At 58.1% G+C, this 24282-nt stretch carries 28 protein-coding genes and 1 other RNA gene; 10 read left to right on the forward strand and 19 right to left on the reverse strand.

What is annotated here, in order from left to right; translation table 11 throughout:
• Window positions 1–16 precede the first annotated feature (16 nt).
• From accB to Q0Y21_RS00720, 3 genes are all read right to left on the reverse strand, one after another.
• Window positions 17–481: an acetyl-CoA carboxylase biotin carboxyl carrier protein gene (accB, locus tag Q0Y21_RS00710; RefSeq protein ID WP_297790577.1), complete on the reverse strand. Its 465-nt coding sequence runs from the start codon at window positions 479–481 to the stop codon at window positions 17–19.
• A 33-nt stretch (window positions 482–514) separates the two neighbouring features.
• Window positions 515–952 (reverse strand): type II 3-dehydroquinate dehydratase, encoded by a 438-nt coding sequence (gene aroQ, locus Q0Y21_RS00715; RefSeq protein WP_297790579.1) that lies wholly within the window; start codon window positions 950–952, stop codon window positions 515–517.
• A 343-nt stretch (window positions 953–1295) separates the two neighbouring features.
• On the reverse strand, window positions 1296–2909 hold the full coding sequence (locus tag Q0Y21_RS00720; RefSeq protein ID WP_297790580.1) for a diguanylate cyclase: 1614 nt from the start codon (window positions 2907–2909) through the stop codon (window positions 1296–1298).
• Window positions 2910–3107: 198 nt separating this feature from the next.
• On the opposite strand from Q0Y21_RS00720, the gene Q0Y21_RS00725 reads away from it, so the two are divergent.
• Both Q0Y21_RS00725 and Q0Y21_RS00730 read left to right on the forward strand, forming a co-directional pair.
• The gene (locus Q0Y21_RS00725) at window positions 3108–5102 is read left to right on the forward strand and encodes an EAL domain-containing protein (RefSeq protein ID WP_297790582.1); all 1995 of its coding nucleotides are present in this window, start codon (window positions 3108–3110) and stop codon (window positions 5100–5102) included.
• 18 nt (window positions 5103–5120) lie between these two features.
• Window positions 5121–6173 (forward strand): DUF2333 family protein, encoded by a 1053-nt coding sequence (locus Q0Y21_RS00730; RefSeq protein ID WP_297790584.1) that lies wholly within the window; start codon window positions 5121–5123, stop codon window positions 6171–6173.
• 85 nt (window positions 6174–6258) lie between these two features.
• On the opposite strand, the gene ppa is transcribed toward Q0Y21_RS00730, so the two are convergent.
• From ppa to rpiA, 3 genes are all read right to left on the reverse strand, one after another.
• Window positions 6259–6786, reverse strand: a complete 528-nt coding sequence (gene ppa, locus Q0Y21_RS00735) for an inorganic diphosphatase (RefSeq protein ID WP_297790586.1) — start codon at window positions 6784–6786, stop codon at window positions 6259–6261.
• Between the two features lie 96 nt (window positions 6787–6882).
• Window positions 6883–8022 (reverse strand): acyl-CoA dehydrogenase family protein, encoded by a 1140-nt coding sequence (locus tag Q0Y21_RS00740; protein ID WP_297790588.1) that lies wholly within the window; start codon window positions 8020–8022, stop codon window positions 6883–6885.
• Between the two features lie 124 nt (window positions 8023–8146).
• Window positions 8147–8827 carry a ribose-5-phosphate isomerase RpiA gene (rpiA, locus tag Q0Y21_RS00745; protein WP_297790590.1) on the reverse strand — a complete coding sequence of 227 codons (681 nt, stop codon included), beginning with the start codon at window positions 8825–8827 and terminating at the stop codon, window positions 8147–8149.
• 140 nt (window positions 8828–8967) lie between these two features.
• Between rpiA and ilvA the strand changes: the two genes are divergently transcribed.
• A complete protein-coding gene (ilvA, locus tag Q0Y21_RS00750; RefSeq protein WP_297790592.1) occupies window positions 8968–10500 on the forward strand; it encodes a threonine ammonia-lyase, biosynthetic in 1533 nt (510 codons plus the stop codon).
• Between the two features lie 293 nt (window positions 10501–10793).
• Window positions 10794–10964: a hypothetical protein gene (locus Q0Y21_RS00755; RefSeq protein ID WP_297790593.1), complete on the forward strand. Its 171-nt coding sequence runs from the start codon at window positions 10794–10796 to the stop codon at window positions 10962–10964.
• Here the strand turns inward: Q0Y21_RS00755 and Q0Y21_RS00760 are convergent.
• The 6 genes from Q0Y21_RS00760 to Q0Y21_RS00785 form a co-directional block, all read right to left on the reverse strand.
• On the reverse strand, window positions 10961–11593 hold the full coding sequence (locus Q0Y21_RS00760; RefSeq protein WP_297790595.1) for a 5-formyltetrahydrofolate cyclo-ligase: 633 nt from the start codon (window positions 11591–11593) through the stop codon (window positions 10961–10963). The two genes, Q0Y21_RS00755 and Q0Y21_RS00760, sit on opposite strands and share 4 nt — an antisense overlap.
• A gap of 4 nt (window positions 11594–11597) precedes the next feature.
• A non-coding RNA gene (ssrS, locus tag Q0Y21_RS00765) (6S RNA) lies at window positions 11598–11777 on the reverse strand.
• 66 nt (window positions 11778–11843) lie between these two features.
• Window positions 11844–12143: a cell division protein ZapA gene (locus Q0Y21_RS00770; protein WP_297790597.1), complete on the reverse strand. Its 300-nt coding sequence runs from the start codon at window positions 12141–12143 to the stop codon at window positions 11844–11846.
• On the reverse strand, window positions 12143–12349 hold the full coding sequence (locus Q0Y21_RS00775) for a TIGR02449 family protein (protein WP_012136985.1): 207 nt from the start codon (window positions 12347–12349) through the stop codon (window positions 12143–12145). The genes Q0Y21_RS00770 and Q0Y21_RS00775 overlap by 1 nt, the downstream gene beginning before the upstream one ends.
• Window positions 12350–12451: 102 nt before the next feature.
• Window positions 12452–13726 (reverse strand): ABC transporter permease, encoded by a 1275-nt coding sequence (locus Q0Y21_RS00780; protein WP_297790601.1) that lies wholly within the window; start codon window positions 13724–13726, stop codon window positions 12452–12454.
• A complete protein-coding gene (locus Q0Y21_RS00785) occupies window positions 13723–14391 on the reverse strand; it encodes an ABC transporter ATP-binding protein (RefSeq protein WP_297792449.1) in 669 nt (222 codons plus the stop codon). Before Q0Y21_RS00785 ends, Q0Y21_RS00780 begins: the two co-directional genes overlap by 4 nt.
• A gap of 120 nt (window positions 14392–14511) precedes the next feature.
• Between Q0Y21_RS00785 and Q0Y21_RS00790 the strand changes: the two genes are divergently transcribed.
• Window positions 14512–15033, forward strand: a complete 522-nt coding sequence (locus Q0Y21_RS00790; RefSeq protein WP_297790603.1) for a DUF3299 domain-containing protein — start codon at window positions 14512–14514, stop codon at window positions 15031–15033.
• Between the two features lie 16 nt (window positions 15034–15049).
• Here the strand turns inward: Q0Y21_RS00790 and Q0Y21_RS00795 are convergent, their stop codons facing one another.
• Entirely contained in the window at window positions 15050–15640 is a 591-nt protein-coding gene (locus Q0Y21_RS00795) for a DUF2796 domain-containing protein (RefSeq protein WP_297790605.1), read from the reverse strand.
• A 139-nt stretch (window positions 15641–15779) separates the two neighbouring features.
• On the opposite strand from Q0Y21_RS00795, the gene Q0Y21_RS00800 reads away from it, so the two are divergent.
• From Q0Y21_RS00800 to Q0Y21_RS00820, 5 genes are read left to right on the forward strand one after another with little or no spacing between them, the layout of a single operon-like run.
• Window positions 15780–16379: a UPF0149 family protein gene (locus tag Q0Y21_RS00800; RefSeq protein ID WP_297790607.1), complete on the forward strand. Its 600-nt coding sequence runs from the start codon at window positions 15780–15782 to the stop codon at window positions 16377–16379.
• A gap of 26 nt (window positions 16380–16405) precedes the next feature.
• On the forward strand, window positions 16406–17725 hold the full coding sequence (gene pepP / locus Q0Y21_RS00805) for a Xaa-Pro aminopeptidase (RefSeq protein ID WP_297790609.1): 1320 nt from the start codon (window positions 16406–16408) through the stop codon (window positions 17723–17725).
• A 4-nt stretch (window positions 17726–17729) separates the two neighbouring features.
• The gene (gene ubiH / locus Q0Y21_RS00810) at window positions 17730–19010 is read left to right on the forward strand and encodes a 2-octaprenyl-6-methoxyphenyl hydroxylase (protein ID WP_297790611.1); all 1281 of its coding nucleotides are present in this window, start codon (window positions 17730–17732) and stop codon (window positions 19008–19010) included.
• Window positions 19003–20226, forward strand: coding sequence for an FAD-dependent monooxygenase (locus tag Q0Y21_RS00815; protein ID WP_297790613.1), 1224 nt, complete (start codon window positions 19003–19005; stop codon window positions 20224–20226). Before ubiH ends, Q0Y21_RS00815 begins: the two co-directional genes overlap by 8 nt.
• Before the next feature lie 47 nt (window positions 20227–20273).
• Window positions 20274–21188, forward strand: coding sequence for a DUF808 domain-containing protein (locus Q0Y21_RS00820; protein WP_297790616.1), 915 nt, complete (start codon window positions 20274–20276; stop codon window positions 21186–21188).
• Window position 21189: 1 nt separating this feature from the next.
• Here Q0Y21_RS00820 and Q0Y21_RS00825 read toward each other — a convergent pair whose 3' ends face one another.
• The 6 genes from Q0Y21_RS00825 to hisI form a co-directional block, all read right to left on the reverse strand.
• Window positions 21190–21909, reverse strand: a complete 720-nt coding sequence (locus Q0Y21_RS00825) for a 16S rRNA (uracil(1498)-N(3))-methyltransferase (protein ID WP_297790618.1) — start codon at window positions 21907–21909, stop codon at window positions 21190–21192.
• Entirely contained in the window at window positions 21906–22700 is a 795-nt protein-coding gene (tatC, locus tag Q0Y21_RS00830) for a twin-arginine translocase subunit TatC (protein ID WP_297790620.1), read from the reverse strand. The genes Q0Y21_RS00825 and tatC overlap by 4 nt, the downstream gene beginning before the upstream one ends.
• Window positions 22697–23167 carry a Sec-independent protein translocase protein TatB gene (tatB, locus tag Q0Y21_RS00835; RefSeq protein ID WP_297790621.1) on the reverse strand — a complete coding sequence of 157 codons (471 nt, stop codon included), beginning with the start codon at window positions 23165–23167 and terminating at the stop codon, window positions 22697–22699. The genes tatC and tatB overlap by 4 nt, the downstream gene beginning before the upstream one ends.
• Window positions 23168–23178: 11 nt before the next feature.
• A complete protein-coding gene (gene tatA, locus Q0Y21_RS00840) occupies window positions 23179–23415 on the reverse strand; it encodes a Sec-independent protein translocase subunit TatA (RefSeq protein WP_366517643.1) in 237 nt (78 codons plus the stop codon).
• 91 nt (window positions 23416–23506) lie between these two features.
• Complete coding sequence (locus Q0Y21_RS00845; protein WP_297790625.1) at window positions 23507–23836, reverse strand: phosphoribosyl-ATP diphosphatase; 330 nt, start codon at window positions 23834–23836, stop codon at window positions 23507–23509.
• A complete protein-coding gene (hisI, locus tag Q0Y21_RS00850) occupies window positions 23829–24266 on the reverse strand; it encodes a phosphoribosyl-AMP cyclohydrolase (RefSeq protein ID WP_297790627.1) in 438 nt (145 codons plus the stop codon). Before hisI ends, Q0Y21_RS00845 begins: the two co-directional genes overlap by 8 nt.
• Window positions 24267–24282 lie beyond the last annotated feature (16 nt).

Here is a 24282-nt window from a genome sequence, read left to right on the forward strand (position 1 = left end):
TGTGCAATCACCGAGTTCAGGAAATGACGACCAGAGGCTGGTCGAACTCTACCGGCTGACCGTTCTCTACCAGGATTTCGGTGACGGTGCCGCTCTTGTCTGATTCGATCTGGTTCATCATCTTCATGGCTTCTACGATGCAGACCACTTCACCTGCTTTGACCTCCTGACCCACTTCCACGAAAGCCTTTGCCGTCGGCGACGGTGAGCGATAGAAGGTGCCCACCATGGGTGAATTGACGGTGTGGCCAGTGGGGCCGGTCGGCTTGCTCTCCGTGGCTGCCGGTGCTGGCGCATCGGCGGCCGCAGCCGGCTGCGGTGCAGGCGCTGGCGCCGGATAGTGAGCCATGTACTGAGTGGCGGCCGCGTGTTCACCGCGACGGGAGATGCGGACGGAATCGTCACCCTCATGAATCTCCAGCTCCTCGACGTCGGATTCCTCCAGGAGCTCAATCAGCTTCTTGATTTTACGAATGTCCATAGTCAGTTAAGTCCCGTATTTGTCTGTGGTCTATCAGTGAATTCGCTGCAGGGCCGCCTGAAGCGCGAGGTCATACCCCTGACTGCCCAGCCCGCAGATAACGCCTTCGGCGATATCGGAAAAATAGGAGTGATGGCGGAATGCTTCCCGCGCATGCACGTTGGAAAGATGCACCTCGATAAAGGGAATACCCGATGCCAGCAAGGCGTCTCTCAGGGCCACGCTGGTGTGGGTAAACGCCGCCGGGTTGAAAATAATGAAATCCACGCCTTCATTACGTGCATCATGGATCCGTTCAATCAGCTCATACTCCGCGTTGGATTGCAGGTGGAGCAGGTGATGACCCTGTTGTGCCGCCTGGTGGTGAAGCCGGTCGTCAATATCCGCCAGGGTCTCGCGGCCATACAGCTCCGGTTCCCGGGTGCCCAACATGTTCAGGTTGGGCCCATGGAGTACGAGTATAGTCGACATGATGATACGTGCCTTGTTTCCATTATTTGCTACAGGATCGCCGAAAATGGCGACATTTTCCATTCATGGTGCGTTTTCATGGCTTTCGGATCAATACATTTCGACGTTCCGGATGTGACAGCGGGAAAGTCTCATATTGCGGATCATTGTCGGAGGGTGCCGGCCAGACGTCCATAAGACGTTTGTTTCATTTCCGGTGGTTTGATCGTCTTTTTAGACCATAGTCTAGCAATATCGGTCGTGGCGGATGTGGTGCGGAGTCCACGCCACACCCGGGGATGAACCGGAACGGGGCCGTAGCTTGCAATGGCGGGTATGTCAGCAGACTTTGTACTGCCGGGCGTCAGTCCGTTGCTGCCGTCACACAGTTCCTGCCCAGCTCCTTGGATTTATACAGCGCCCGGTCAGCGCGCTCACACAGGGCCTGGGAGCTGTCCCCCGTCCATGCCGCAACACCACAGCTGAAAGTGACATTGAAATCTCGATCTCCGGCGGGCTGTTGCAGCTCCGAAAAGCGCTCACGGATTTCGTTGAGTACATTGCGGGCATCGCTCTCCCGGGTATCGGGCAGAATGATGGCAAATTCCTCGCCACCATACCGTCCGATATGGTCGGTCTTGCGCAGGCGTTGCTTGAGGAACATGGACAGACTACGTAGCACCCGGTCCCCGATGGGGTGGCCGAAGGTGTCGTTCACTTTCTTGAAATAATCGATGTCGATCATGGCGAAGCACAATGGTTGGTCCTTCTGCTTCGCACGAACAATCTCCTGGTCCAGCAGGTGGAGAGTGTGGGTGTGGTTGTACAGGCCCGTCAGGCTATCGCGAATCATCAGAGCCAGCAGAGAGCGCGCGCGTCGCCCGCGGTTGTGAATGGTAGCGACCAGGTGTTTGGGGTCAATGGGCTTGGTAAGGAAGTCATCGCCCCCCAGGCTCATGGCGTGCAGCTGCTTGGAGACGTCCTCCTCGGCGGACAGGTAGATAATGGGAACGCTGTGCAGTTTGTCCTGCTGGCGAATCACCCGGGCGATCTCCATACCGGTGCATCCGGGCATGTACATATCGAGGACGATGATTTCCGGTGAGAATTCTTCCAGTGCGTGAATGATCTGCATCGGATCGGTAATGATATGGGCGGTCATACCGGCTTTTTTCAGGACCGTTTCCATGAATTTGGCCTGGGCGCGGGAATCGTCCAGCACCAGTACCCGATATGGCTCTATTGTGTTGCCGTGGGTGTAGCTTTCGATTTTTTCAATCAGTTGTCCCGGGTCAACTGCCGGGTAGAAGAACTCTTCCCCCCCACAGCGTGAAGCGCGCAGGCGGGTTTCGATGGTGCCATCCTCACTGCTCATGAAAATGACGGGAATGGGCGTGTCATGTCGTTCCTGCAGGCACTCAATGGTGGCAATCCCGGCGTTGTCCCTGTCGCCGAAATTGACGTCCATCAGGATGGTTTCGGGTTTGTGCAGGGCGCAGGCTTCAATGAGCTGGTCGGCGTCACTGAAGGCTGTGGCCCGGAAACCGAAAAACTCCAACTGGCGGATCATCCGCCTGGCCATTTCGTCATTGGCCAGGGCAATATAAACCGGCGTCCTGCGGAATTGTTGGGGGGCATCCGGAGTGTTTATGTCGGTGCGGCGCAGGGTGTTGCGAGACAACAGTTCAATGGCGTCCTGCAGTTGCCGTTCCAGAGCGTCCGGAAGGTTCTCGCCGGTCGGCCAGTCCTCCAGGAGTGTCAGGACCTTTTTGCCGGCTTCGGAGTGACCGTCCATCTCGAAGCGCTGGGCGTAGCGAACCAGTTTCTCCGTGGCGATGGCGAAGTCCCCGTGAAAGGCCGCCGATTGCTGGTTGTTCCCATGGATTTTCTGCCAGGTGTCGAGCACCACTCTTGCCTGTGTTGTGACGCGGCGGGCAAAGTGCTGCTTGAGTTTCTCTTTCTGGCTTTCGTCGGTCATTGTATTCCGGCCTGTCTCTTTCTCTTTATCGTGTCGCCCCTCTCCGGGACACGAGTCCTTCACAGAGTCTATAGTGTTTAATGTTGTCGGCGTAGATCATGCTATGTAAATGTTTGTCAACTCTGCGGGGCAGGTCACATCAGGAGCCCGGCAGAACCTCATTTTTCAGGGCCAGACGGGCCCCGGGGGCCGCCAGTTATGGCACGGATGCAGTCTCTAACTTTACCTATGCGCCAGAGGGGCCTGATTTCCCTTCGTTCCCTTCTGCTGCTTTATACCGGCAGCCTGCTGTTGCTGATTCTGCTGGCCAGTCTCGCCTTCAGTTTTGATCGCTTCCGGGACTATGTGTCGGATCAGTTGGAAGGGCATGCCCGAGATGGGGCAACAGCGGTTGGGCTGTCGCTGTCGAACGCCATCGATGGCCGTGATCCGGTTGCGTCCGAGTCCCTGATTGACTCGGTGTTCGACAGTGGTCGCTACCTGTCGATGGTGTATTTCGATCATCAGGATGAGTGGGTGGCGGGGCGGCAAACCACCTTGTCCGGGGCTGGCGTGCCATCCTGGTTTGTGACCCTGGCGGATCTACCCTTGCCAGTGGGGCGAGCGGAAGTCGTTCGGGGGTGGTCCCGTCTCGGGTATGTCGAAGTGATCAGTCACCCGGGACGTGCCTATCGTGATCTCTGGCATGTGACCGTCGGAATGATTGCCGGAACCATCGTGGTTGGTGGGGTCGGGTTATTGCTGTTGTTCTGGATGGTCAGATGGATACTCAAGCCATTGAAGGCGCTTGAAATACAGGCAGAGGCATTGGGGCGACGGGATTTTCGCAAGCGTGTTGAGATAAATTCCACCCGTGACCTGAACCAGGTCACCCGTGCGATGAACCTGATGGCGGATGACCTCGGCGCACTGTTCGAGGGGCAGGCCAAACTGATTCAGCATTTGCGCCGGGTCAGCAACGAGGACACTGTCACGGGCCTGGCCAGCCGGAGCGCATTCGATCAACGTCTGAAGGTTGAAGTGGAGTCGGAGGAGCGGGCAGCGCCTGGGGTATTGTTTCTTATACATCTGGACGACTTTGCGTTGTATAACCAGACGTACGGTCGTAGTGAAGGTGATCGCTTACTGCTGAGCGTTGCCGATGTGATCAATCAGTTTGTCCGGTCCCATACGGGGGCGTTCGCCGGCCGTAGAAATGGTGCCGAGTTCGCAATTTTTTTGCCGGGTGTTACGCAGGCGGATGGCATCGTCTGGTGTCATCAACTGCTGGAAGAGCTGGATGGTGTTTATGCTGACCGTGCATCGCCCATGGATGTCATGGTTCATGGTGGCGTCGCCCAGGCTACGGAAGACCGGAGTGCCCGAGACTTGATGGTTGCCGCCGACGAAGCGTTGCGACAGGCACAGACCAGGCCTCAGACCGATTGTCACGCGGCGGATCCTGAGCGCGCTGGGCACCATAATCTGGAAACCTGGCGCGCCATCATTCGTCAGGCGATTGATTTGGATCGGTTGTCACTGTGGCTTCAGCCCATGGTGGTCAACGGTAATGGCCATCTGGTCTATCATCAGGTGTTTTCGCGTATTGAGAGCGATGAGGGAGAGCTCCGGGCAGCTGTGTTTGTGCCGATAGCCGAGCGCTTCGGTATGATCGCGGAAATTGATCGGCTGGTGATGCGGCATGCGCTTGTCCTGCTTGAGCGCCAGTCGCAGGCGAGTCTGGCATTATCTCTGGGTGCTTCATCCGTAGCCAGTGAGTCGTTCCGGCAAGACCTGATTGAATGCCTGGAATCGGCCGGGCCTTCGCGGGAACGTCTCTGGGTTGGTATTTCGGAACAAACCGTGCACCATCACCGGACGGCAGTTGGCTTGCTGGTACGAGCACTGAACCGGCTCAATGTTGCGGTACTGGTGGACCGTTTCGGAGTCGGCGGTGTGCCTTTCAGCTACCTGAGAAATCTGAGGTTCCAGGGGCTTCGTATTGATAACAGCTTCATTCATGGTATCGATAGCCATGAGGAAAACCGCTTTTATCTGGAGGCTGTGGTGGCCATCGCCCACAGTCGGGGGGTAAAAGTGTTCGCGACGGGCGTGGAAACCGCTGAAGAATATGAGGTTTTGTGTACATTAGGCGTGGATGGTGCGATGGGGTACCATCTGGGCCGACCGTTCCAGGCTGATAACGATAACTGACAGGGGGTTGAATAACCGATGCCGGGCAGAATTAGACAGTATTTCAGGGATCGTAAGGACGATGTACAGGATTACACCGACGGAAGCGGTGTGATTGGTAAATTCATCCTCATTGTACTGGGTGTTTATCTGCTGGTAGCGGTGATACTGGGCATGTTCTGGAGCAGTGAGCCGGACACCTTCTCGGTTCGGGAGCACACCCGTACCGTCGCATCTGAAATGGGCCGCGAGCCGGTTGCCGGGTTTGCCACCACGGTGACCATGATTCGTTTGGCGGAAACCTTGCTGGACAAGCCCGGCGGCTATATTTCCAATGACATTTTCCCGCCCGGCCTATGGCTGGACAATATGCCGAGCTGGGAGTTCGGCGCGCTGGTACAGCTGCGCGACCTGGCCCGGGCCATGCGTAAGGACATCAGCCGGTCCCAGAGCCAGTCGGCGGAAGATCCGGACCTGATCGTGGCGGAACCGCAGTTCCACTTCGACAGCGGTAGTTGGGCCATTCCTTCCACTGAGGCGGAGTACCGTCGAGGCATCGACGCGCTGTATCGCTACCTTGACAGACTGTCGCGCCGGGATCAGCCCTCAGCCCAGTTCTTTGCCCGCGCAGACAACCTGAATAACTGGTTGGCGGATCTTGAAACCCGGCTCGGCAGCCTTTCCCGCACCTTGGGCGAGAGTGTGGGCAAGGCCTCCGTATCGGAGGCGGTAGCAAACCTTAATCCTGATGATCCGTTGGCCGAAGAAGCTTCCGGGGAGGAAGTCAAGACGCCCTGGACCAAGATCGATGACGTGTTTTATGAAGCGCGCGGCAGTTCCTGGGCGCTGTTGCATATCTTTCACGCCATTGAGGTCGATTTCCGCAAGGTGCTGAATGACAAAAACGCGATGGCCAGTGTGAAGCAGATCATCATTGAGTTGGAGGGCGCCCAGGGTTCCATGTGGAGTCCGGTCATCTTGAACGGCAGTGGTTTTGGAGTGCTGGCCAATCACTCTTTGACGATGGCGGCGTATCTGTCACGTGCCAGCGCCGCGATCAGTGATATGCGGGATCTGTTGTCCCGCGGCTGATGTCGGGTTTGCCGGTTACCGGCAATGATTCAGGCATAAAAAAACCGGGCTGTCATGGCCCGGTTTTTTTATGAGAGTGCGACGCTTAGCCTTTGTAGGCGTTCACCGACTCAACGATGGCCTTCTTGGCTTCTTCGGCGTTGCCCCAGCCTTGCACCTTGACCCACTTGCCCGGCTCCAGAGTCTTGTAGTTTTCGAAGAAGTGCTGGATCTGATCTCGCAGCAGCTCAGGCAGGTCGTCGATTTCCTTAATATCATGGTAGGAGGTAGTCAGCTTGTCATGCGGGACCGCAACGAGCTTGGCGTCACCGCCGGCTTCGTCTTCCATGTTCAGGACGCCAACAGGGCGGCAGCGGATAACGGAGCCTGCCTGTACCGGGTAGGGCGTGACAACCAGAACATCAATAGGGTCGCCGTCGTCAGCCAGGGTGTGGGGGATGAAACCATAGTTGGCCGGGTAGAACATGGGAGTGGCCATGAATCGGTCAACCAGCAGCGCGCCCATGTCCTTGTCCAGCTCGTACTTCACCGGCGAACTATTGCACGGGATTTCAATGGCGACGTAGATGTCTTCTGGCGGGTTCTTGCCTGCCGGGATGTTGTCGAAGTTCATGAGCAATCCTTCCTGAGGTACGTTTAACTGCGTTTAAAAAGTGGGCGCAATTATACGGGACTCTGTTGTGGATCGAAACTAAACGTTGGTCTCTCTTCAGAGATGCATTTGCTTGGCGATCAGCTCCTTCATGATTTCGTCGGTGCCGCCGCCGATGGACAGGATTTTGGCATCCCGGTACAGGCGTTCAACCACAGACTCCCGCATATAGCCCATGCCACCATGGATCTGGACCGCTTCACGAGTGACCTTCTCACACACCTCCACCGCAAAATTCTTCGCCATGGCCACCTGTTTGACGGGGTTCTTGCCGGCCTGCATCAGCGCGGCGCAACGGTAAGTATACTCCCGTGCGATATCCACCTGGGTGGCCATGTCCACCAGTTTGTGGCGGGTTACCTGAAAGCGGTCAATGGAACGGCCGAAGGCCTGTCGTTGTTTGGCGTAGGCCAGGGAGGCTTCCAGTGCAATGTCGGCGGTGGTGTAAGCCATGATGGACAGCATCAGGCGTTCGGCCAGGAAGTTGCTCATGATGGCAATGAACCCGGCGTTCTCGGCGCCGATCAGGCGGTCGGCGGGTACCCGGCAGTCCTCGAAGAACAGTTCTGCCGTGTCGCTGGCCCACCAGCCCATTTTCCGTAGCTTTTTGCCGGTGGAGAAGCCTGGCATGTCGCGGTCAATCAGTAGCAGGCTGATGCCGCCATGGCCTTCGCCCCCGGTACGAACGGCAACGGTGTAGTGATCCGCGCGCATGCCACTGGTAATGAAGGTCTTGCTGCCATTGACGATGTAATGATCACCATCGCGAACAGCACGGGTCTTTAGGTTGGCCACGTCGGAGCCTCCACCGGGTTCGGTGACGGCGAGGGCCGCAATTTTTTCACCGCGCAGTACCGGCGGCACAATCTGCTCGCGCACTTCCGGCTTTGCCCACTTGGCGACGGGTGGCAAACCAATGTCCAGGGAGCCGAGGCTGGCCACCAGGCCGCCCGAAGTGGAGCGCATCAGTTCCTCGGAGACGGCGACCTTCAGGAAAACATCGCCCTCTCCAGTGCCCCCGAGGGCCTCGGGAAATCCAATACCCAGCAACCCGGCGTCGCCTGCCTTCTTGTAGATGTCACGGGGAAATTCACCGGCTTCTTCCCAGTCGTCAATATGGGGAAGCACGTGAGTGGCCACAAACTTGCGGGCACTCAGGCGGGCCTGTTCATGAATATCGTTGAAGTAATCGGACACGGTAAACCTCCCAATGATCGGACATCATGGGAGGCAGTGTCGCGCAATTCCGAATACCAAGCAAGCGCTTGGTATGGGGTGAGGCTGGCTGGCCTGAATTGCCAGGAAGCTTTGCCGAAGGAGGTCAGCTCCCCTGGCGCGGGATGCTTTTCACGCCGCTACTGGTGCCCAGCAACAACAGATCCGCGGGACGACGGGCGAACAGTCCGTTGGTGACGACGCCGACAATCTGGTTCAGCTTCTCTTCAACCTGGATGGGGCGGGAAATATCCATGTTGTGGATGTCCAGAATGATATTGCCATTGTCGGTGGTGAAGCCTTCGCGGTAGACGGGATCGCCGCCCAGACGGACAATTTCACGGCCAACATGGCTACGGGCCATGGGGATGACTTCCACCGGTAGTGGGAAGGCCCCGAGCGTGCCAACCAGCTTGGAGTCGTCGGCAATGCAGATGAAGGTCTTGGCGACCGCGGCGACGATCTTTTCGCGGGTGAGGGCGCCACCTCCGCCCTTGATCAGTTCCAGGTGTTCGTTGGTCTCGTCTGCGCCGTCCACATAGAACTCCAGCTCACTGGCGCTGTTGAGATCGTAAACGGGAATGCCATGGCTTTTCAGTCGCTCAGCGGTAGCGTCAGAACTCGCCACAGCGCCATCGAATTCATTGCGGATCTCTGCAAGCAGGTCGATAAAGAAATTGGCGGTGCTGCCTGTGCCGACACCAATGACGCTGTCGCTATCCAGGCGGGGGGCAATGTAATCCAGTGCGGCCCTGGCAACGGCTTTTTTCAGTTCGTCCTGGGTCATGGAAGGACTCCGGTTGGGGGAAGTGAGTAAGTTTGGCGCTATTATAGCCTTTCTGGCGTCACCGCTTATAGACGGAGGGCGACCAAAGTTTCTACACTGTGCGTTTTCCCCATGAATCTCCCTAACTTCCGGACGGACCCATGCCGCAACGCTATATCAAGAAAATCCTCGATGCCCGGGTGTACGATGTGGCAATCGAGACGCCGCTGACAGAGGCGCGAAGCCTCTCCAAACGCTTCAATAACCAGATTTATCTCAAGCGTGAAGATCTACAGCCGGTGTTTTCCTTCAAGATTCGCGGTGCGTACAACCGGATTGCACAGCTGTCCGAGGAACAGAAAGCCAAGGGGGTTATCTGTGCATCTGCGGGGAATCATGCCCAGGGCGTGGCGCTGGCGGCCAAGAACCTTGGTATCAAGGCGGTCATTGTGATGCCGCAGACTACACCGGACATCAAGGTGCGTTCGGTGCGGGATCATGGGGCAAAGGTCGTGCTCAAGGGCGATGCCTTTGATGAGGCAGCGGCCCACGCCCAGGAACTGATCAAGAAGCATGGCTACACCTATATTCCGCCCTACGACGATCCGGACGTGATTGCCGGGCAGGGCACAGTGGCCATGGAACTCATGTGGCAGTTTACCAAGCCCTTGCATGCAGTCTTTATCTGCGTCGGCGGTGGCGGCCTGATTGCCGGGATGGCGGCCTATATCAAGTACCTGCGTCCGGAGATCAAGGTGATCGGGGTCGAGCCGGAGGATTCCAACTGCCTGCAGGCAGCCATGAAGGCCGGTGAGAGAGTGATACTGGATGAAGTCGGGATCTTCGCCGACGGGGTCGCGGTCAAGCAGATTGGCGCGCACCCGTGGGAAATCTGCAAGGATTATGTGGATGAGGTGATCACCGTCTCCACCGACGAGATCTGTGCCGCCATCAAGGACATCTTTGAGGATACCCGCTCCATCGCGGAACCGGCCGGTGCCCTCGGTGTTGCCGGCATGAAGAAGTATATCGAGCGCGAGGACATCGAAGGGGAGAATCTGGCGGCAACCCTCAGTGGCGCCAACATGAATTTCGACCGCCTGCGTTACGTCTCCGAGCGCACGGAAATTGGCGAAAAGCGTGAAGCGATCCTGGCGGTCACCATCCCCGAGAAGCCGGGGGCATTCAAGACCTTCATCAAGGCCCTGCACAAGCGCAGTATTACGGAGTTCAACTACCGCTACGCTGACAGCAAGCAGGCCACCATTTTCGTGGGTGTCCAGATTCAGGCTGGCGGCCTGGGTCGGGATGAGCTGGTGCAGGACCTGCGGGAGTCTGGCTATTCAGTGGTGGACCTGACCGACAGTGAATTCGCCAAACAGCACATTCGCCATATGGTCGGGGGGCACGCTCCCTCGGTGACCAACGAGAAGGTGTACCAGTTCGAGTTCCCGGAACGGCCGGGTGCGCTGTTGAAGTTCCTGATGTCACTGGGTACCCGCTGGAATATCTCCCTGTTCCATTATCGCAACCACGGCGCGGCATACAGTCGTGTACTGCTGGGCGCCCAGGTGGACGAAGAGGATCTGGCGGACTTTGAGGAAATGCTCGATAAAGTCGGCTTCCGTTATGAAGACATGACTGATAATGAGGCGTACCAGCTGTTTCTGGGTGCCGGTAACGGTCAGGCCTGATGACTGGGAGTGGGAACCGACTCGTGGGTGGGGGTTCCGAAACACGCTCAAGCACATCCCTGTGACGCTTGGGCTCCGCCATCCATGGCTCCGCACAGTTTCGGAACCCCCATCCACGACCCGGTTCAGTCAGAATTTATTCGCCTTCAGAGATCAATTTCCTTACAAAACTTTAACCTTCAAAAATTGTAAAATACAAGATGCGTGTTAGTCTTTCGTCTAATTCTTAAATAACAATAATAGCTCGCTGATTTTTCGAGTTTTTACCTTTTCGGGAGTTGGAGAAACGCCTAATGGAACGCAAGCCTGACGCCATAAGGGCCGTTGTGCTGATTTTTGCTGTCGGCCTTGTGATCACCGGCTTTACCTCACTGCATGCTTCTGAAGAAAAGCAGAGCGCCAATGAGCGTGTTGTGGCCAGCGGGGCAATGCTTGAGACTGTCGCCCGAAGTGATAGCCGTTAGCGAACGCGGTAACACCGTCGATCGGTAATGATGCTGTGCAGGGGCACATCCCATGGCTCAATGGGTAATTCCGGCACTTTCTGGAAATCGTGGGCAAGGCCAATCAGCTTGGGTGCCAGCCGGGGCCGAAGCCTTGTGAACGCGAACGTCCGGTCATAGAAACCTCCCCCCATTCCCAGTCGTCCACCCGATTCATCAAATCCCACCAGTGGAAACAGTACCGCATCCAGTGCCCAGGGCGGGCGCTTGAGTCCCTTATGGAAAGGGGGTTCGGGGATGCCGAAACGGTTGATGATCAGTTGTACCCCATCATGATAGGGGCTGAAAACCAGTCTGCCGTGATGGATGGGGTGCAGCACCGGTAAGTAGAATTGAATGCCTTTGCGTCGGGCCACCGACAGGTAGGTCTGTGGATCAATTTCGCCATCGTTGGGCAGGTACAGTGCGATGTGCCGTGCCCGGTGCAGATCCGGGTTGCCGAGAAGGTTCAGGGCGAGGTTGTCAGCGGCTTGCTGCTGTTGTTCCGGGGTTAGCGATCGCCGCTTGCGACGAAGTTCTTTGCGCAGGGTGCTACGGGATCGTTTGTCAGGATGTTCTTCGAACGGTTGGGGGGCAATAATCTGACTCAAAATAAAGCTTCCCGGACTGCCGTTATCGGATGTGGCCCTTGAACCCAAAGTTCAAGGTCGGTGGCCGCTGTGACATATTAGGCTTTCCCCCTTGGGGGACGTGCTCACAATGCCCTGAAGTAGCCACCTGGGTAGTGCGCATCGGCTCGAGGACGAATCCGACCAGCGAACAGCCCAGGAAGTTATTTACATTATACGGGCATCAGCGGGGCCGATTGCAACACCTGAATCCGGATGTGCCGTTATCGGCTTACTGGCCGGATGATTCTTCCAGTGCGCTATCAAGCTTGTGATCCATTGCTTCCAGAATGGCGCTGGCGGTGTCGGACATGGTGTCCCGCTCGAGCAGATCGTGAGTGATGTTCAAGGCTGCCATAACGGCGATGCGCTCAGTGCCGAATACTTTGCCGCTGGAACGGATCTCCCGCATCTTGCTGTCCAGGTGGTGGGCAGACTGAATCAGTGCCTCGCGCGCCTCCTCGGGGCAGGCAACCAGGTATTCCTTGTCGAGAATCTTCACTTCAACGGTAGTGGGCTGCTGTTGTGCCATCAGTGGTGCTCCAGGGCCCGTAGGCGGCCGATCATGGCTTCGATCTTGTTTTTGGCAAGATCGTTCTTGTGCATTAACTGGGCGCGCTCCCGGTTCCAGTCATCCTGCAGCTCTCTGAGTGCAGCATTATCCCTTTCCAGTTTGCGGCAGCGCTCAATGAGCTTGTCCAGTTTGTCCGCCAATGCCTGTAGTTCGGACTGTTCCATGATTGCGTCAACGCCTGTGGTTATAGATGCAAGTAACTATAAGTGTGCACTGCAACCCGGTCAATTTACAGGGTTGTCATGGCCTCTGAAGAGTGACAACTGTCACTCTCCGGCGCTGTGACTGAGTCCCTGTCGCCGGCCCTGCCGCCAAGCCTGCAGTGCCGGGATCAGGCCCACCAGGGCCGCCGTGACCGGCACGCTGGCCAGAATGATCCATTCCGGCGCTGCCAGAGGGCGCAGGCTGATCTGTATCCCGTAGTGTTCCAGCAGCCAGGGGCTGAGTAGTGTCAGCCCGCCGGTGCCGAGCAGCAGGGCCAGCAGGCAGGCAATGACAGCAAGGAAGATGCATTCGATGACGTGGAGTGCAGCGACCAGCCCCGGAGAAGCGCCGGTGGCACGGAGAATGGCAATTTCACGACTCCGTTGGGCCTGGAGGGTCAGCAGCACGGCGACCAGGCCGACGAGGCTGATGACCACCACAAAACCGGTAATGCCCAGCAGGGCGCGCTCAAATTGCCCCATGATACGCCAGAGTTCACTCAGGGCGACCCCCGGTAGCACGGCTGACAGCGGTTCCACCCGGGATTCGTTGATCTGGCGCTGCACCTGGAACGTCATCACTTTGCGCTCGATACCCACCAGCGCAGCCGTTATAGCATCGGGGGTCAGGTCGCGTTCCCTGGCTTGCTCTGGCGAGACGGTTCTTCCCGGGATCGCCACTCCGGACTGCCAGCCAATGTGCATGGCTTCCATGCCTTCCAGGCTGATGTAGACGGCCTGGTCTACCGGTGTCCCAGTGGGCGCCAGAACGCCGATGACGGTAAAGGGTGTGTCCTTGTGGTTGGAGAAACTGGTGCTGCCGCCGCCGTGGGACAGGATCAGTTTGTCTCCCAGGGAGTGGTCGTGTTTGCGGGCGACCTCTGCCCCGAGAACCACATCGAAGACATCATCAAACCATTGGCCTTCGCTCAGCTGGAGCGCCTGATCCCGGCCATACTGGAAGTGTTCTATAAAGCCGGTATCCGTGCCGACAACGCGATGGCCGCGATAGCTGTCTCCCAGGGAGAGGGGCACTGTCCAGTCGATACGGCTGTCTCCGGTCAGCCCCTGATAGGTGGACCAGCGGATATTGTTGGTGGCATCTCCGATATGGAAGACGGTATAGAGAAGAAGATTCAGTTGCCCGCTGCGGGCGCCGACGATCAGATCGGTGCCCGAAATGGTGTTGGTGAAAGACTGGCGCACTTCAGTGCGCAGGTACTGAACGCCCAGCAGCAGTGTCACACTCAGCGTCAGGGTCAGCGTTACCAGCGCGAGCACGCGCCGCCGGTGCCACAGGCTGGCCCAGGCCAGGGAAAACGCAAGGCGGGCCTTCATGGGTGCGTCTCCAGGATAAGTTCGTGGTCGAAATGGGTGGCCAGACTCTGGTCGTGGCTGACAAATATGACCGAGGAGCCTGCTTTTTGCCCCAGGGTCAGAAGCAGCTCGATAAACCGGTCGCGGTTGTCGGTGTCCAGCGCCGAGGTGGGTTCGTCGGCAAGTATCAGCTCGGGATGGCCAATAAGGGCGCGTGCCGCGGCCACCCGTTGTTGCTGACCGACACTGAGCCGGGTAACCGGTTGGTGCCAGTGGCTTTGCGGAATGGCCAGCTCAGCCAGCAGCGCTGCGGCTTCCTGTAAGGGTTCCGGTTTGGCGAGCTGGTGCCGCTTGGGAGACAGGCGACACGGCAGGGTGACATTGGCCAGAGTTGTGAGGTAGGGCACCAGGTTGAATTGCTGGAAGATAACGCCCATGTGATCGGCACGAAACCGGTCCCGTTGCCCATTGGTAAAGGGGGTAATATCCTCCCCCAGTAGTGAAACTGTGCCAGATGTGGGCCGTAACATGCCTGCCAGCAGGCCCAAGAGTGTGCTTTTTCCGCTGCCGCTGGGCCCCTTGATAAACAGGTGCTCACCGCGTTCCAGGGTAATGTCCGGAAATTGCAGTGCGGCCTTGCTGTCGGGCCACCGATAACCGAGTTCGCTGGTCGTGACGGCCTGCAGATTGCTTGCGGAACTTCTGGTCTGTGTGGGTGTCTGCTTGGTCATGTGCGCTTACGCTGATTCGGTGTATGATTTGCGCACAAATCCATAGATAGGCAATTTATGTTCTCGGCTTCACGCATGTTTTCACTATTCTCTGTGTTTACCCGCCGCTGGTTTCGGGGCGGCGTCACCGTTTTCCTGGCAGTATTCCTGGGTCTTGCCTCAGCGGCCGATCGGGAAATTGACTGGCTCGAACTGATGCCGGAAGAAGACCTGAATTTGCTGGAGAGTATGCCAGAAATCGTTCATGAGGGAGACGGCCCGCCTACATTGCCGGACGAGATCATGACCGGTCGGGTGGTGCCTGAGATGGATGGGGTTTCGGGAAAGATTCCCGGCTTTGTGGTGCCTCTGAAAACCACCGATGACATGCGTATCCTCGAATTCTTCCTGGTGCCGTATTACGGTGCCTGTATCCATGTTCCGCCACCGCCCCCGAATCAGATCATCCACGTAAAGTACAAAGAGGGTTTTACCCTCGAGGCGCTTTACGATCCGGTCTGGGTCGAGGGTACTCTTATTGTTGAGAGTACCGAGAACGACATTGCCACCTCGTCCTATTCCGTGGTCGCAGAGAAGGTGAAGCGATATCAGGAGTAAGGCTTGTGCGCCTGCCTTATTGACCCAGCTGGAACGTGGATTCGCCCTCGCCAAGCCGGATGCTGCCCTGTCCGGCTTCGCCTACCCATTCCACTGTCAGCACCTCAAGGTTCGGGAACCTGACCTTCAGGGAGCTTGAGAGCGCTTGGCGGGCAGTCAGTTCCGTGCACTTCAGTTGCTGAGAGACTTCGTATTCGCGATGGCCTTCTTCGTCCTCACTGTCATGATTGTGTTCGTCGTCATGGTGGTGATGGTCTTTGTCTGGCTGGTCCGAAGGCCCGCCATGATGAACCGCGCCCGCGATGACAATGCAGGAGCCGGGGACAGTGTCGATCAGTGGATTGTCGCCCAGCCAGTTTGAGATCTCTGCCAGCCTGGCTTTTTCTTCCGGGGTTTGAGCCTGCCTTTCAAAGCCGGCAAGGTTGTAGGCTGGCGAGGTAAAAAACAGATCAATACTGTCTCCCTGGACGGCCATTTGCAGTTGCCCATAGCCATGGCGGTGAGCGCCCGGATTATCGTCGGCGAAACCCGGGCCAGCCACTAACAGGGAGGCCATGCCAAGGCTGAGGGCCGTCTTGGGCAGGGCGTGGAGAATGTTGCTGTTCATGACTTCGAATCTCCGAATTATTGATATGTTATAACATAATTAATCATCTGGCAGCCTGAATCAAGAGGGCGAGTGTCTTCCACGGCCCCGAATGCTAGGATAGACCCCTAAATCCAGTGATACAGGACAGTTCCGTTTCATGTCAGAAACCGACACCTCAGGTGCTGCTCGCGCTGCTGCGTTCGAGCGTTGGGCCAACATCTTTACCGCGCACAAAGCCTTCAGTCACCCTTCCGAACTTCATGGCGTCCTGTGTGGGCGGCTGGCTGCCGGTGCCCGTATAGACCAATCAGAATGGCTTGCCATGGTCTGTGAACACATGGGGCTGCCGGATACTGCTGCTGAAGAGTCCTCTGAGCTGCAGGAATTCATGCAGGCAGCCTACGACCAGACCCTGGCTCTGCTGAAGGCCACGGACATGAGTTTTCATCCGCTGCTGCCGGATGATGACTACGCCATTGATCAGCGTCTGGAGGCACTCACTTCCTGGGTGCGTGGTTTCCTTGAGGGGATGGCCTTGTCCGCCGGGGAATCCCTGGGCCAGGCCCCGGATGAGATCCGCGAGCTGATTGAGGATATGGTGGCCATCAGTCAGGTCTCCGAAGACGAAGAGACGGACGATGAAAGCGAACAGCAACTGATGGAAATTGTGGAATACGTGCGCCTGGGGGCGCTGGCGGTGTTCACCGAATTCAATCCGCCAGAAAAGCCGGCCACGGAAACTCCGACACTGCACTGAGCAGGCACGTACCTGCGGGAGAGGTTATGCCGTCAAAGATACCCGTAAAAGAATTTGCCGATCGTCGTCGCAAGTTGATGGAGCTGATGGCTCCGGACAGCATCGCGATTGTACCGGCGGCTCCGGAAAGCGTTCGTAATCGGGATGTACTGCATCCGTTTCGTCAGGACAGTGATTTTCAGTACCTGTCCGGGTTTGGCGAGCCGGAAGCGGTACTGGTGCTCATCCCCGGGCGCGAGCATGGTGAATCCGTACTGTTCTGCAAGGAACGCAATCCCGAGAAGGAATTATGGGACGGTTTCCTGGCCGGCCCCGAAGGGGCGATTGAAAGGTTCGGGCTGGACGATGCCTTCCCGATTTCCGACATTGACGACATTCTGCCTGGTATGATCGAAGGTCGCAGCCGGGTCTATTATCCGCTGGGCAAGGATCACAGTTTTGACGCCCGGGTGATGGACTGGGTCAAGGTGATCCGCAGTAAGGTGCGCGCCGGTGCCCATCCCCCGGGAGAGTTTGTCGCTCTGGAGCACCTGCTCCACGACTTGCGACTGTATAAGAGTGCCAACGAAGTCAAGGTGATGGCCAAAGCAGCCGAGATCAGCGCAGAGGCCCACTGCCGGGCCATGAAGAGGGCCCGCAAGGGCGGGCACGAATACAACCTGGAGGCGGAGCTGATCCATACCTTCATGGATCACGGTGCTCGTTCCACAGCGTATCCGTCCATCGTCGGCTCCGGTGTCAACGGCTGCATCCTGCATTACATTGAAAACAGCGCGCCATTGAAAGCGGGTGATCTGGTGTTGATCGACGCGGGCTGTGAAGTGGATTGCTACGCGTCGGATATCACCCGGACATTCCCGGTCAGTGGCCGCTTCAGTGCCGAGCAGAAGGCGCTGTATGAGGTGGTTCTGTCTGCGCAGTATGCGGCGATTGAAGCGGTGCGCCCCGGCAACCACTGGAACCACCCCCACGAGGCAGCGCTGCGGGTGTTGACCCAGGGCCTGATTGACCTCGGCCTGTTGTCTGGATCCCTTGACGATGCCATTGAACAGGACGCCTATAAGCCCTTCTTCATGCACCGCACCGGCCATTGGCTGGGGCTGGATGTGCATGATGTTGGTGATTACAAGGTTGGCGACGCCTGGCGTCAGCTGGAACCGGGCATGACACTGACGGTGGAACCCGGATTGTATATCGCGCCGGACAACACCGATGTGGATGAAAAGTGGCGAGGCATTGGCATCCGTATTGAAGACGATGTGGTGGTCACCAAGGAGGGGTGTCGCGTGCTGACTGAAGCCGTGCCCAAGACGATTGCGGATATTGAAGCACTGATGGCGGACTGACGCGGTGGCCAGACTCGATACCGATCTGATTATTGCTGGCGGCGGCCTGGCCGGTGCCACCCTGGCGCTGGCATTGTCCCGGGTGGTGCCGTCATTGCGGGTAACCGTAGTGGAGGCGTTTCCACTGTCTCCCGATGCATTGCCGGACAGCTATCAGCCCAGTTACGACGCCCGTTCCACGGCACTGGCCTGGGGCTCCAGACTGATTTTCGAGGAGCTCGGGCTGTGGCCGCGGCTGTCGGCACACGCCACCCCCATAGAGCATATTCACGTGTCCGATCGCGGTCGTTTTGGTGCGACCCGCCTGCATGCCTCTGAACATGATCAGGCGGCACTGGGCTATGTGGCCGACAATCGCTGGATGGGGCTGTGCCTGATGCGGGAGCTACTGCAAACCCGCGTGCATTGGGAAGCACCCGCCGAGGTGGTGGATATGACGCCGCTACCCGAGGGTGTCCAGGTATCGGTCAAATCCGGTGACCACACCCGTGAACTGACCGCTCAGTGCCTGGTGGTGGCGGACGGTGGCCGCTCCGGCTTGCGGGAAAAACTCGGGTTCCAGACCCGTGTCCATGATTATGGGCAGAATGCCCTGATCGCCAATGTCTCGACCGCTGAGAGTCATGGCTTCACCGCTTTTGAGCGCTTCACTGACGCCGGTCCCATGGCGTTGTTGCCCCATGGCTCCTTGTCCCGTGCCGGCCACCAGTCGGCGCTGGTGTGGACGCTGACCGATGAAGCTCTGGACGATATTCTATCCTGCTCCAATGAAGACAAGTGCAGGCGGCTCCAGGAGCGATTTGGCTGGCGGCTGGGGCGGATCACCCGTATCGGGACCTGCAATCATTACCCGTTGAAGCTGACTACGGTGGATGAGCCGGTCCGGCCTGGAGTTGCTCTGGTGGGTAACGCTGCCCATGCGCTGCACCCCGTGGCCGGGCAGGGCTTCAATTTGGCTCTGCGGGGCCTGATGACGCTGGTGGAGCAGTTCCGCCTGGCGGCGGCGCAGGGCACGCCCATTGGTGATCTGGCTGTGCTCAAACGCTATCAGGCGCTGCATCATCGGGACTGGCAGCAAACCGTGCAGTTTTCGGATTCGCTGATCCGCATCTTCGGCCAGTCCATGCCGCCGTTGGCGGCCGCCCGTGATGCCGGACTGGTGGGGCTGGACCTGTTGCCGGGAGCCAAGCGCTGGTTTGCCCGCAAGGCCATGGGGGTTGGTGGGCGTCGTGCCGTGATTGGTCATCCGGCTTCAGTGAACAAGGAATCTTCGAATCATGAGTGACCCAAAGTCTTTCGACATACTGGTTGTGGGCGGCGGCATGGTGGGTTCCGCCCTGGCATTGGGTTTATCCCGTCAGGGGTGGCATGTTGGACTGGTGGAAGGCAGTGAGCGCAAGGCCCTGTTGGAAGCGCCGGCCACGGCGGACAGTGTGGAGGGCTTTGAGCCCCGGGTCAGCGCTATTTCGGTGGCCAGTCAGCGCCTGCTTGAAGAGTTGGGCGTCTGGAGCGCGATCGCTGCCGGCCGTCATTGCCCCTACCAGAGCATGACCGTATGGGACGGTGATGGTACTGGTCGGATCCAGTTTGAGGCGGCGGAACTCCAGGCCCGGGCTTTGGGCACTATTGTCGAAAACCGCCACATCGTGCGGGGGTTGTTTTCAGCTCTGGCAGACAGTCAGGTCGAGTTGATTGATGGCGTAAAAGTCACAGGCTGGTGGCAGAATCAGAACCAGCGTGGCATTGAGCTTGAGAATGGCACCATGCTGGGCGCAGATCTGGTGGTAGCGGCCGACGGCGCCAATTCCCGCCTGCGCCAGTGGGTGGGTCTGCCTACCCGTGAATGGGATTATGACCAGCAGGCCATTGTGTGCACCGTGAAAACCAGCCAGAGTCATCGCTTCACCGCCTGGCAGCGCTTTTCACCCACCGGGCCGCTGGCGTTTCTGCCGTTGCTGACAGAAGGCGGGGATGAGCATTTCTGCTCCATAGTCTGGTCTCAGGACACTGAAGAGGCTCGCCGTCTAATGGCTCTGGATGACGGCAGCTTTGCAGGCGAACTGGAGCGAGCTATTGAACGGGAGCTGGGGACGGTCGAATCCATTTCCCGCCGGTTTGCGTTTCCTCTGCGTCAGCGCCATGCCAAAGACTACATTGCAACCGGTTTTGCCCTGGTGGGCGATGCCGCCCACACCATTCATCCATTGGCCGGACAGGGCGCCAATCTGGGCTACGGAGATGTGCGGGCGTTGCTGGACGAACTGGCGCAGGCCAGAAAGTCAGGTCTCAATGCGTCTGATGACCTGGTCCTCGCGCGATATCAGCGTCGCCGCAAGGGTGAAAACCTCACCATGATGGCGGCGATGGAGGGCTTCAAGCAGCTTTTTGCCCGAGACGAGCTGCCTCTGCGGTGGCTGCGTAACACCGGCATGCGCTGGCTGAATCAGCTTGGACCAATCAAGAATCGGATCGCCGCCGAAGCCATGGGACTGGATGCCTGAATCGCCATTTGGATTTTCCCTTTTACCCGCCGACATAGGAACGTGTTATGGCCGGAAGTAGTCTGCTTGTCCTGATCGATGACATCGCCACGGTACTGGACGACGTCGCCCTGATGACCAAAGCCGCCACCAAGAAAACCGCCGGTGTATTGGGAGACGACCTGGCCCTCAACGCCCAGCAGGTCACCGGTGTGAAGCCTGCGCGGGAACTGCCGGTGGTGTGGGCGGTTGCCAAGGGCTCGATGATCAACAAGGCCATCCTGGTCCCTGCGGCCCTGGCCATCAGCTTTTTCGTGCCGTGGCTGGTGACGCCCCTGCTTATGTTGGGCGGTGCCTTCCTTTGTTTCGAGGGCTTCGAGAAGCTGGCCCACAAGTTCCTGCACAAGCAGGAAGATGAGAACCACAAAGCTAAACTCCACGACGCCCTGATGAACCCTGATGTCGATCTGAAATCGATCGAGAAGGACAAGATCAAGGGAGCGATACGGACAGACTTTATCCTGTCAGCGGAAATTATTGCGATCACGCTGGGCACTGTGACCACCCAGACAATTGGCATGCAGTTTATGGTGCTGGCCGTCGTGGCGGTGATGATCACCGTGGGTGTGTATGGCCTGGTGGCGGGGATCGTGAAGCTCGATGATGGCGGCCTGTATCTCAGTCAGAGAGACAGTGCCATCGCGCAGTGGATGGGCAATGGCGTTCTCTGGCTTGCGCCCTATATGATGAAAACCCTCTCCATCCTCGGCACCATCGCCATGTTCCTGGTGGGAGGGGGTATCCTCACCCATGGCCTGCCCCCGGTCTATGATGCGATTCATCACGTTGCCGAGGGCTTCAGCGGTGTTGCCGGCGCCCTGGTCCCGACTCTGGCGAACGGCCTGTTTGGTGTAGCGGCAGGGGCTCTGCTGGTGGCGATCATCACGCCGTTACTGAAGTGGTGGGAAGCTCGCTCCGCCTGACTTAGCGGCAGGCGTCGAGCAGGCGGCTGATCAGTACCGGCACCGCCGTTTCCACTCTCAGAATCCGCGGGCCGAGGTGGACGCTTTCGCACCCGGCCTCTTCCAGTTTGCCTACTTCATAGGGTGTAAAACCGCCTTCCGGGCCCACGCAGAGCGCGACGGGCTGGTCCAGATGCGCAGGGCAGGGAGTTGCGGTACCCGGGTGGGCCACCAATGCCCGTTTACCTTGCAGCAGCGTAGGTAACTCATCCTCCACGAACGGCTTGAACAGCTTGCGGGTTTGCACCTCTGGAAGGATCGTGTCCCGCGCCTGTTCCAGGCCCAGGGTGATGTTCTCCCGCAGGTTGTCATCGGACAACCAGGGCGTTTGCCAGAAACTCTTTTCCACCTTGTAGCTGTTGATCAGCCAGATGTCCTTCACACCGAGGGTGGCACAGGTCTGCAGCACACGCCGGAACATCTTCGGTCTGGGCATGGCAAGAATCAACGTCAGGGGCAGCGGCGGGGGAGGTGGATCTGCGAGGTCCACCAGAATGTCTGCCTGTGCGCTGGTGAGGCTCACTATTCGACCGGTGCCGATATCGCCATTCACCCTGCCCACAGGAATCAGATCACCCTCAGTGACTTTCAGAACCTCGTGGAGGTGTGATAACCGGCGGCCGGTGAGTACGGCACGGTCGGCCGTGACAAAGTCTTCCTCAAACAGTAGTGCAAGGTTCATTCGTCCGTCGCTTCACCGGTGTCCGGGGCATCAGTCTTCCTGACCGCCAGCTTGCTGAAGATGATGCCCAGCTCGAAGAGCAACCACATGGGCACAGCCAGCAGCGTCTGGGAAATGATGTCGGGAGGCGTCAGCAACATGCCGATCACAAAGCAGGCGACCACGATGTAGGGTCGTTTGGCGGCCAGGTCTGCAGGCGTGGTGGCCCCTGTCAGAACCAGCAGGATGGTCGCGATGGGTATCTCGAAAGCCACGCCGAAGGCGAAGAACATTTTCAGGACAAAATTGAGATAGCTGGTGATGTCCGGCAACTCGACGATGCCTTCCGGGCCAATGGCGGTGAAGAAGCCAAATACCAGGGGGAATACCACAAAGTAGGCGAAGGCGGCGCCCAGATAGAACAGGATCACCGAGGTAAACAGCAGGGGGAACGCCAGCCGCTTTTCATGGGCATATAGGCCTGGTGCCACGAAGCTCCATAGCTGGTAGAGAATCACCGGGATCGCCGCGAACACTGCCAGTACCAGGGCCAGTTTCAGGGGGGCAAAAAAGGGCGAGGTAATGTCGGTGGCGATCATCATCTGGCCAACCGGAAGTAGTTCCCGCAGCGGCTGTGACAGCAGCAGGTAAAGTTCGTTGGCAAACGGGTAGATCGCGGCAAAGCAAATCACGACCGCCAGCACCATTTTTAGCAGGCGATTGCGCAGCTCCAGCAGATGCTCAATCAGGGGCATTTCCGGCTGGGCTGTGGATGAATCCGCGGTGTGGTTGCCGTCAGGCTTGTTGGTCATGAACGATTATCCGACGCGCTTTCCTGATCTGGGTGGGGTTCCGGCTGGTGCTCGCTGGCTGTTTGCTCGGTCGCGGGTGTCGGCTCCGGGCTTTGCTGTGGCTGTTGAGCAGGCTCCGCAGGTGGTTTGGAGTCGGCTGTCCGGCGGGTTGCTGGCGCTGGCCTGGGCTTGTCCGTCCGGTTTTCCGGCAGGATCATGTGTTCGTACTTTTTGGCCTCATCCAGGGCGCCTCGAACACTTTTCTCGACGTCTTCGAGGCCTACGTCCCCGGCTTTGCGCAGCTCTTCCCGCAGTTCTTCGGCTTTCAACTGGCGGTCCAGTTCCGAGGTGAACTGGTTAACCATGCGGCGGGCACCGCCAACCCAGCGGCCAGCCGCCCGCGCTGCCGTGGGCAGGCGTTCAGGGCCAAGGACCAGCAGTGCGATCACACCACAGATCAACAGCTCGACAAAGCCGATATCAAACATTCAGCCCGGTCTCAGCCAGTGGTTTTGTCCCGGGGTTTCTCTTCCGGGCTGGTTTTGTGGGCCGCCGGCTCTTCCTTGTCTTCCAGGGAGTCCTGATCGGGGGTCTTGTTATCCTCGTCGTTCATGGACTTCTTGAAGCCACGGATAGCGCCGCCCAGATCGCTGCCAATGTTGCGGAGCTTCTTGGTTCCAAACAACAGGATAACGATGCCGAGTACGATAAGTAGTTGCCAGATACTGATGCCCATCACGGGATCCTCTCTCTAATGTTGCTGTTGCATGCCATTGTACGTTACCGGGACGGTATTGCGGAAACCCCCGTTAGGGGTACCCATGGCATTACTTGTCCCGGGATGCCTTTTCCTCGAGTCCAGACAGGTCGAAGCGGCGGGCCAGCTCATCCAGTACCTCTTTGGGGCCGAGGCCCAGGTTCGATAGCATGACCATGCTGTGAAACCAGAGGTCGGCGGTTTCGTAAACCACTTCCCGGGTGTCCCCGGACTGTTCTGCATCCTTGGCGGCTAACAGGGTCTCGGTGCACTCTTCGCCCACTTTCTCCAGAATCTTGTTCAGACCCTTGGCGTGCAGACTGGCTACGTAAGACTTGTCGGGATCTGCTTCTTTCCTTGCTTCCAGAACCTGGGCAAGTCGTTCCAGTACATCACTCACTCTGTTCGCTCCCTTTCACCGGTCTGTAGATGCTTTGCGGGTCTTTCAACACGGGGGCGGTGGTCACCCACTCACCGTCCTGTAGTTTTCGGTAAAAGCAGCTGCGCCTTCCGGTGTGGCAAGCGATACCGCCTTTTTGTTCCACTTTCAGCAGAATCACGTCTTCGTCACAGTCCAGACGAATTTCATGCACCACCTGCTGATGGCCCGAGGTTTCGCCCTTACGCCAGAGTTTGCCTCGCGAGCGGGACCAGTAGACTGCCTGGCCCTCCTCTGAGGTTAGCCGCAGGGATTCCGGGTTCATCCAGGCCATCATCAGGATCTCGCCGGTGGTGGCGTCCTGGGCAATGGCGGGAACCAGCCCGTCGGCGTTCCAGCGGATGGCGTCCAGCCAGTCAAGGTTGTCGACTTTAGGTGATGAATCTTGCATTTCTATGAATCCTGAA

This window comes from uncultured Marinobacter sp. (assembly GCF_947259545.1).
Classification (GTDB): domain Bacteria; phylum Pseudomonadota; class Gammaproteobacteria; order Pseudomonadales; family Oleiphilaceae; genus Marinobacter.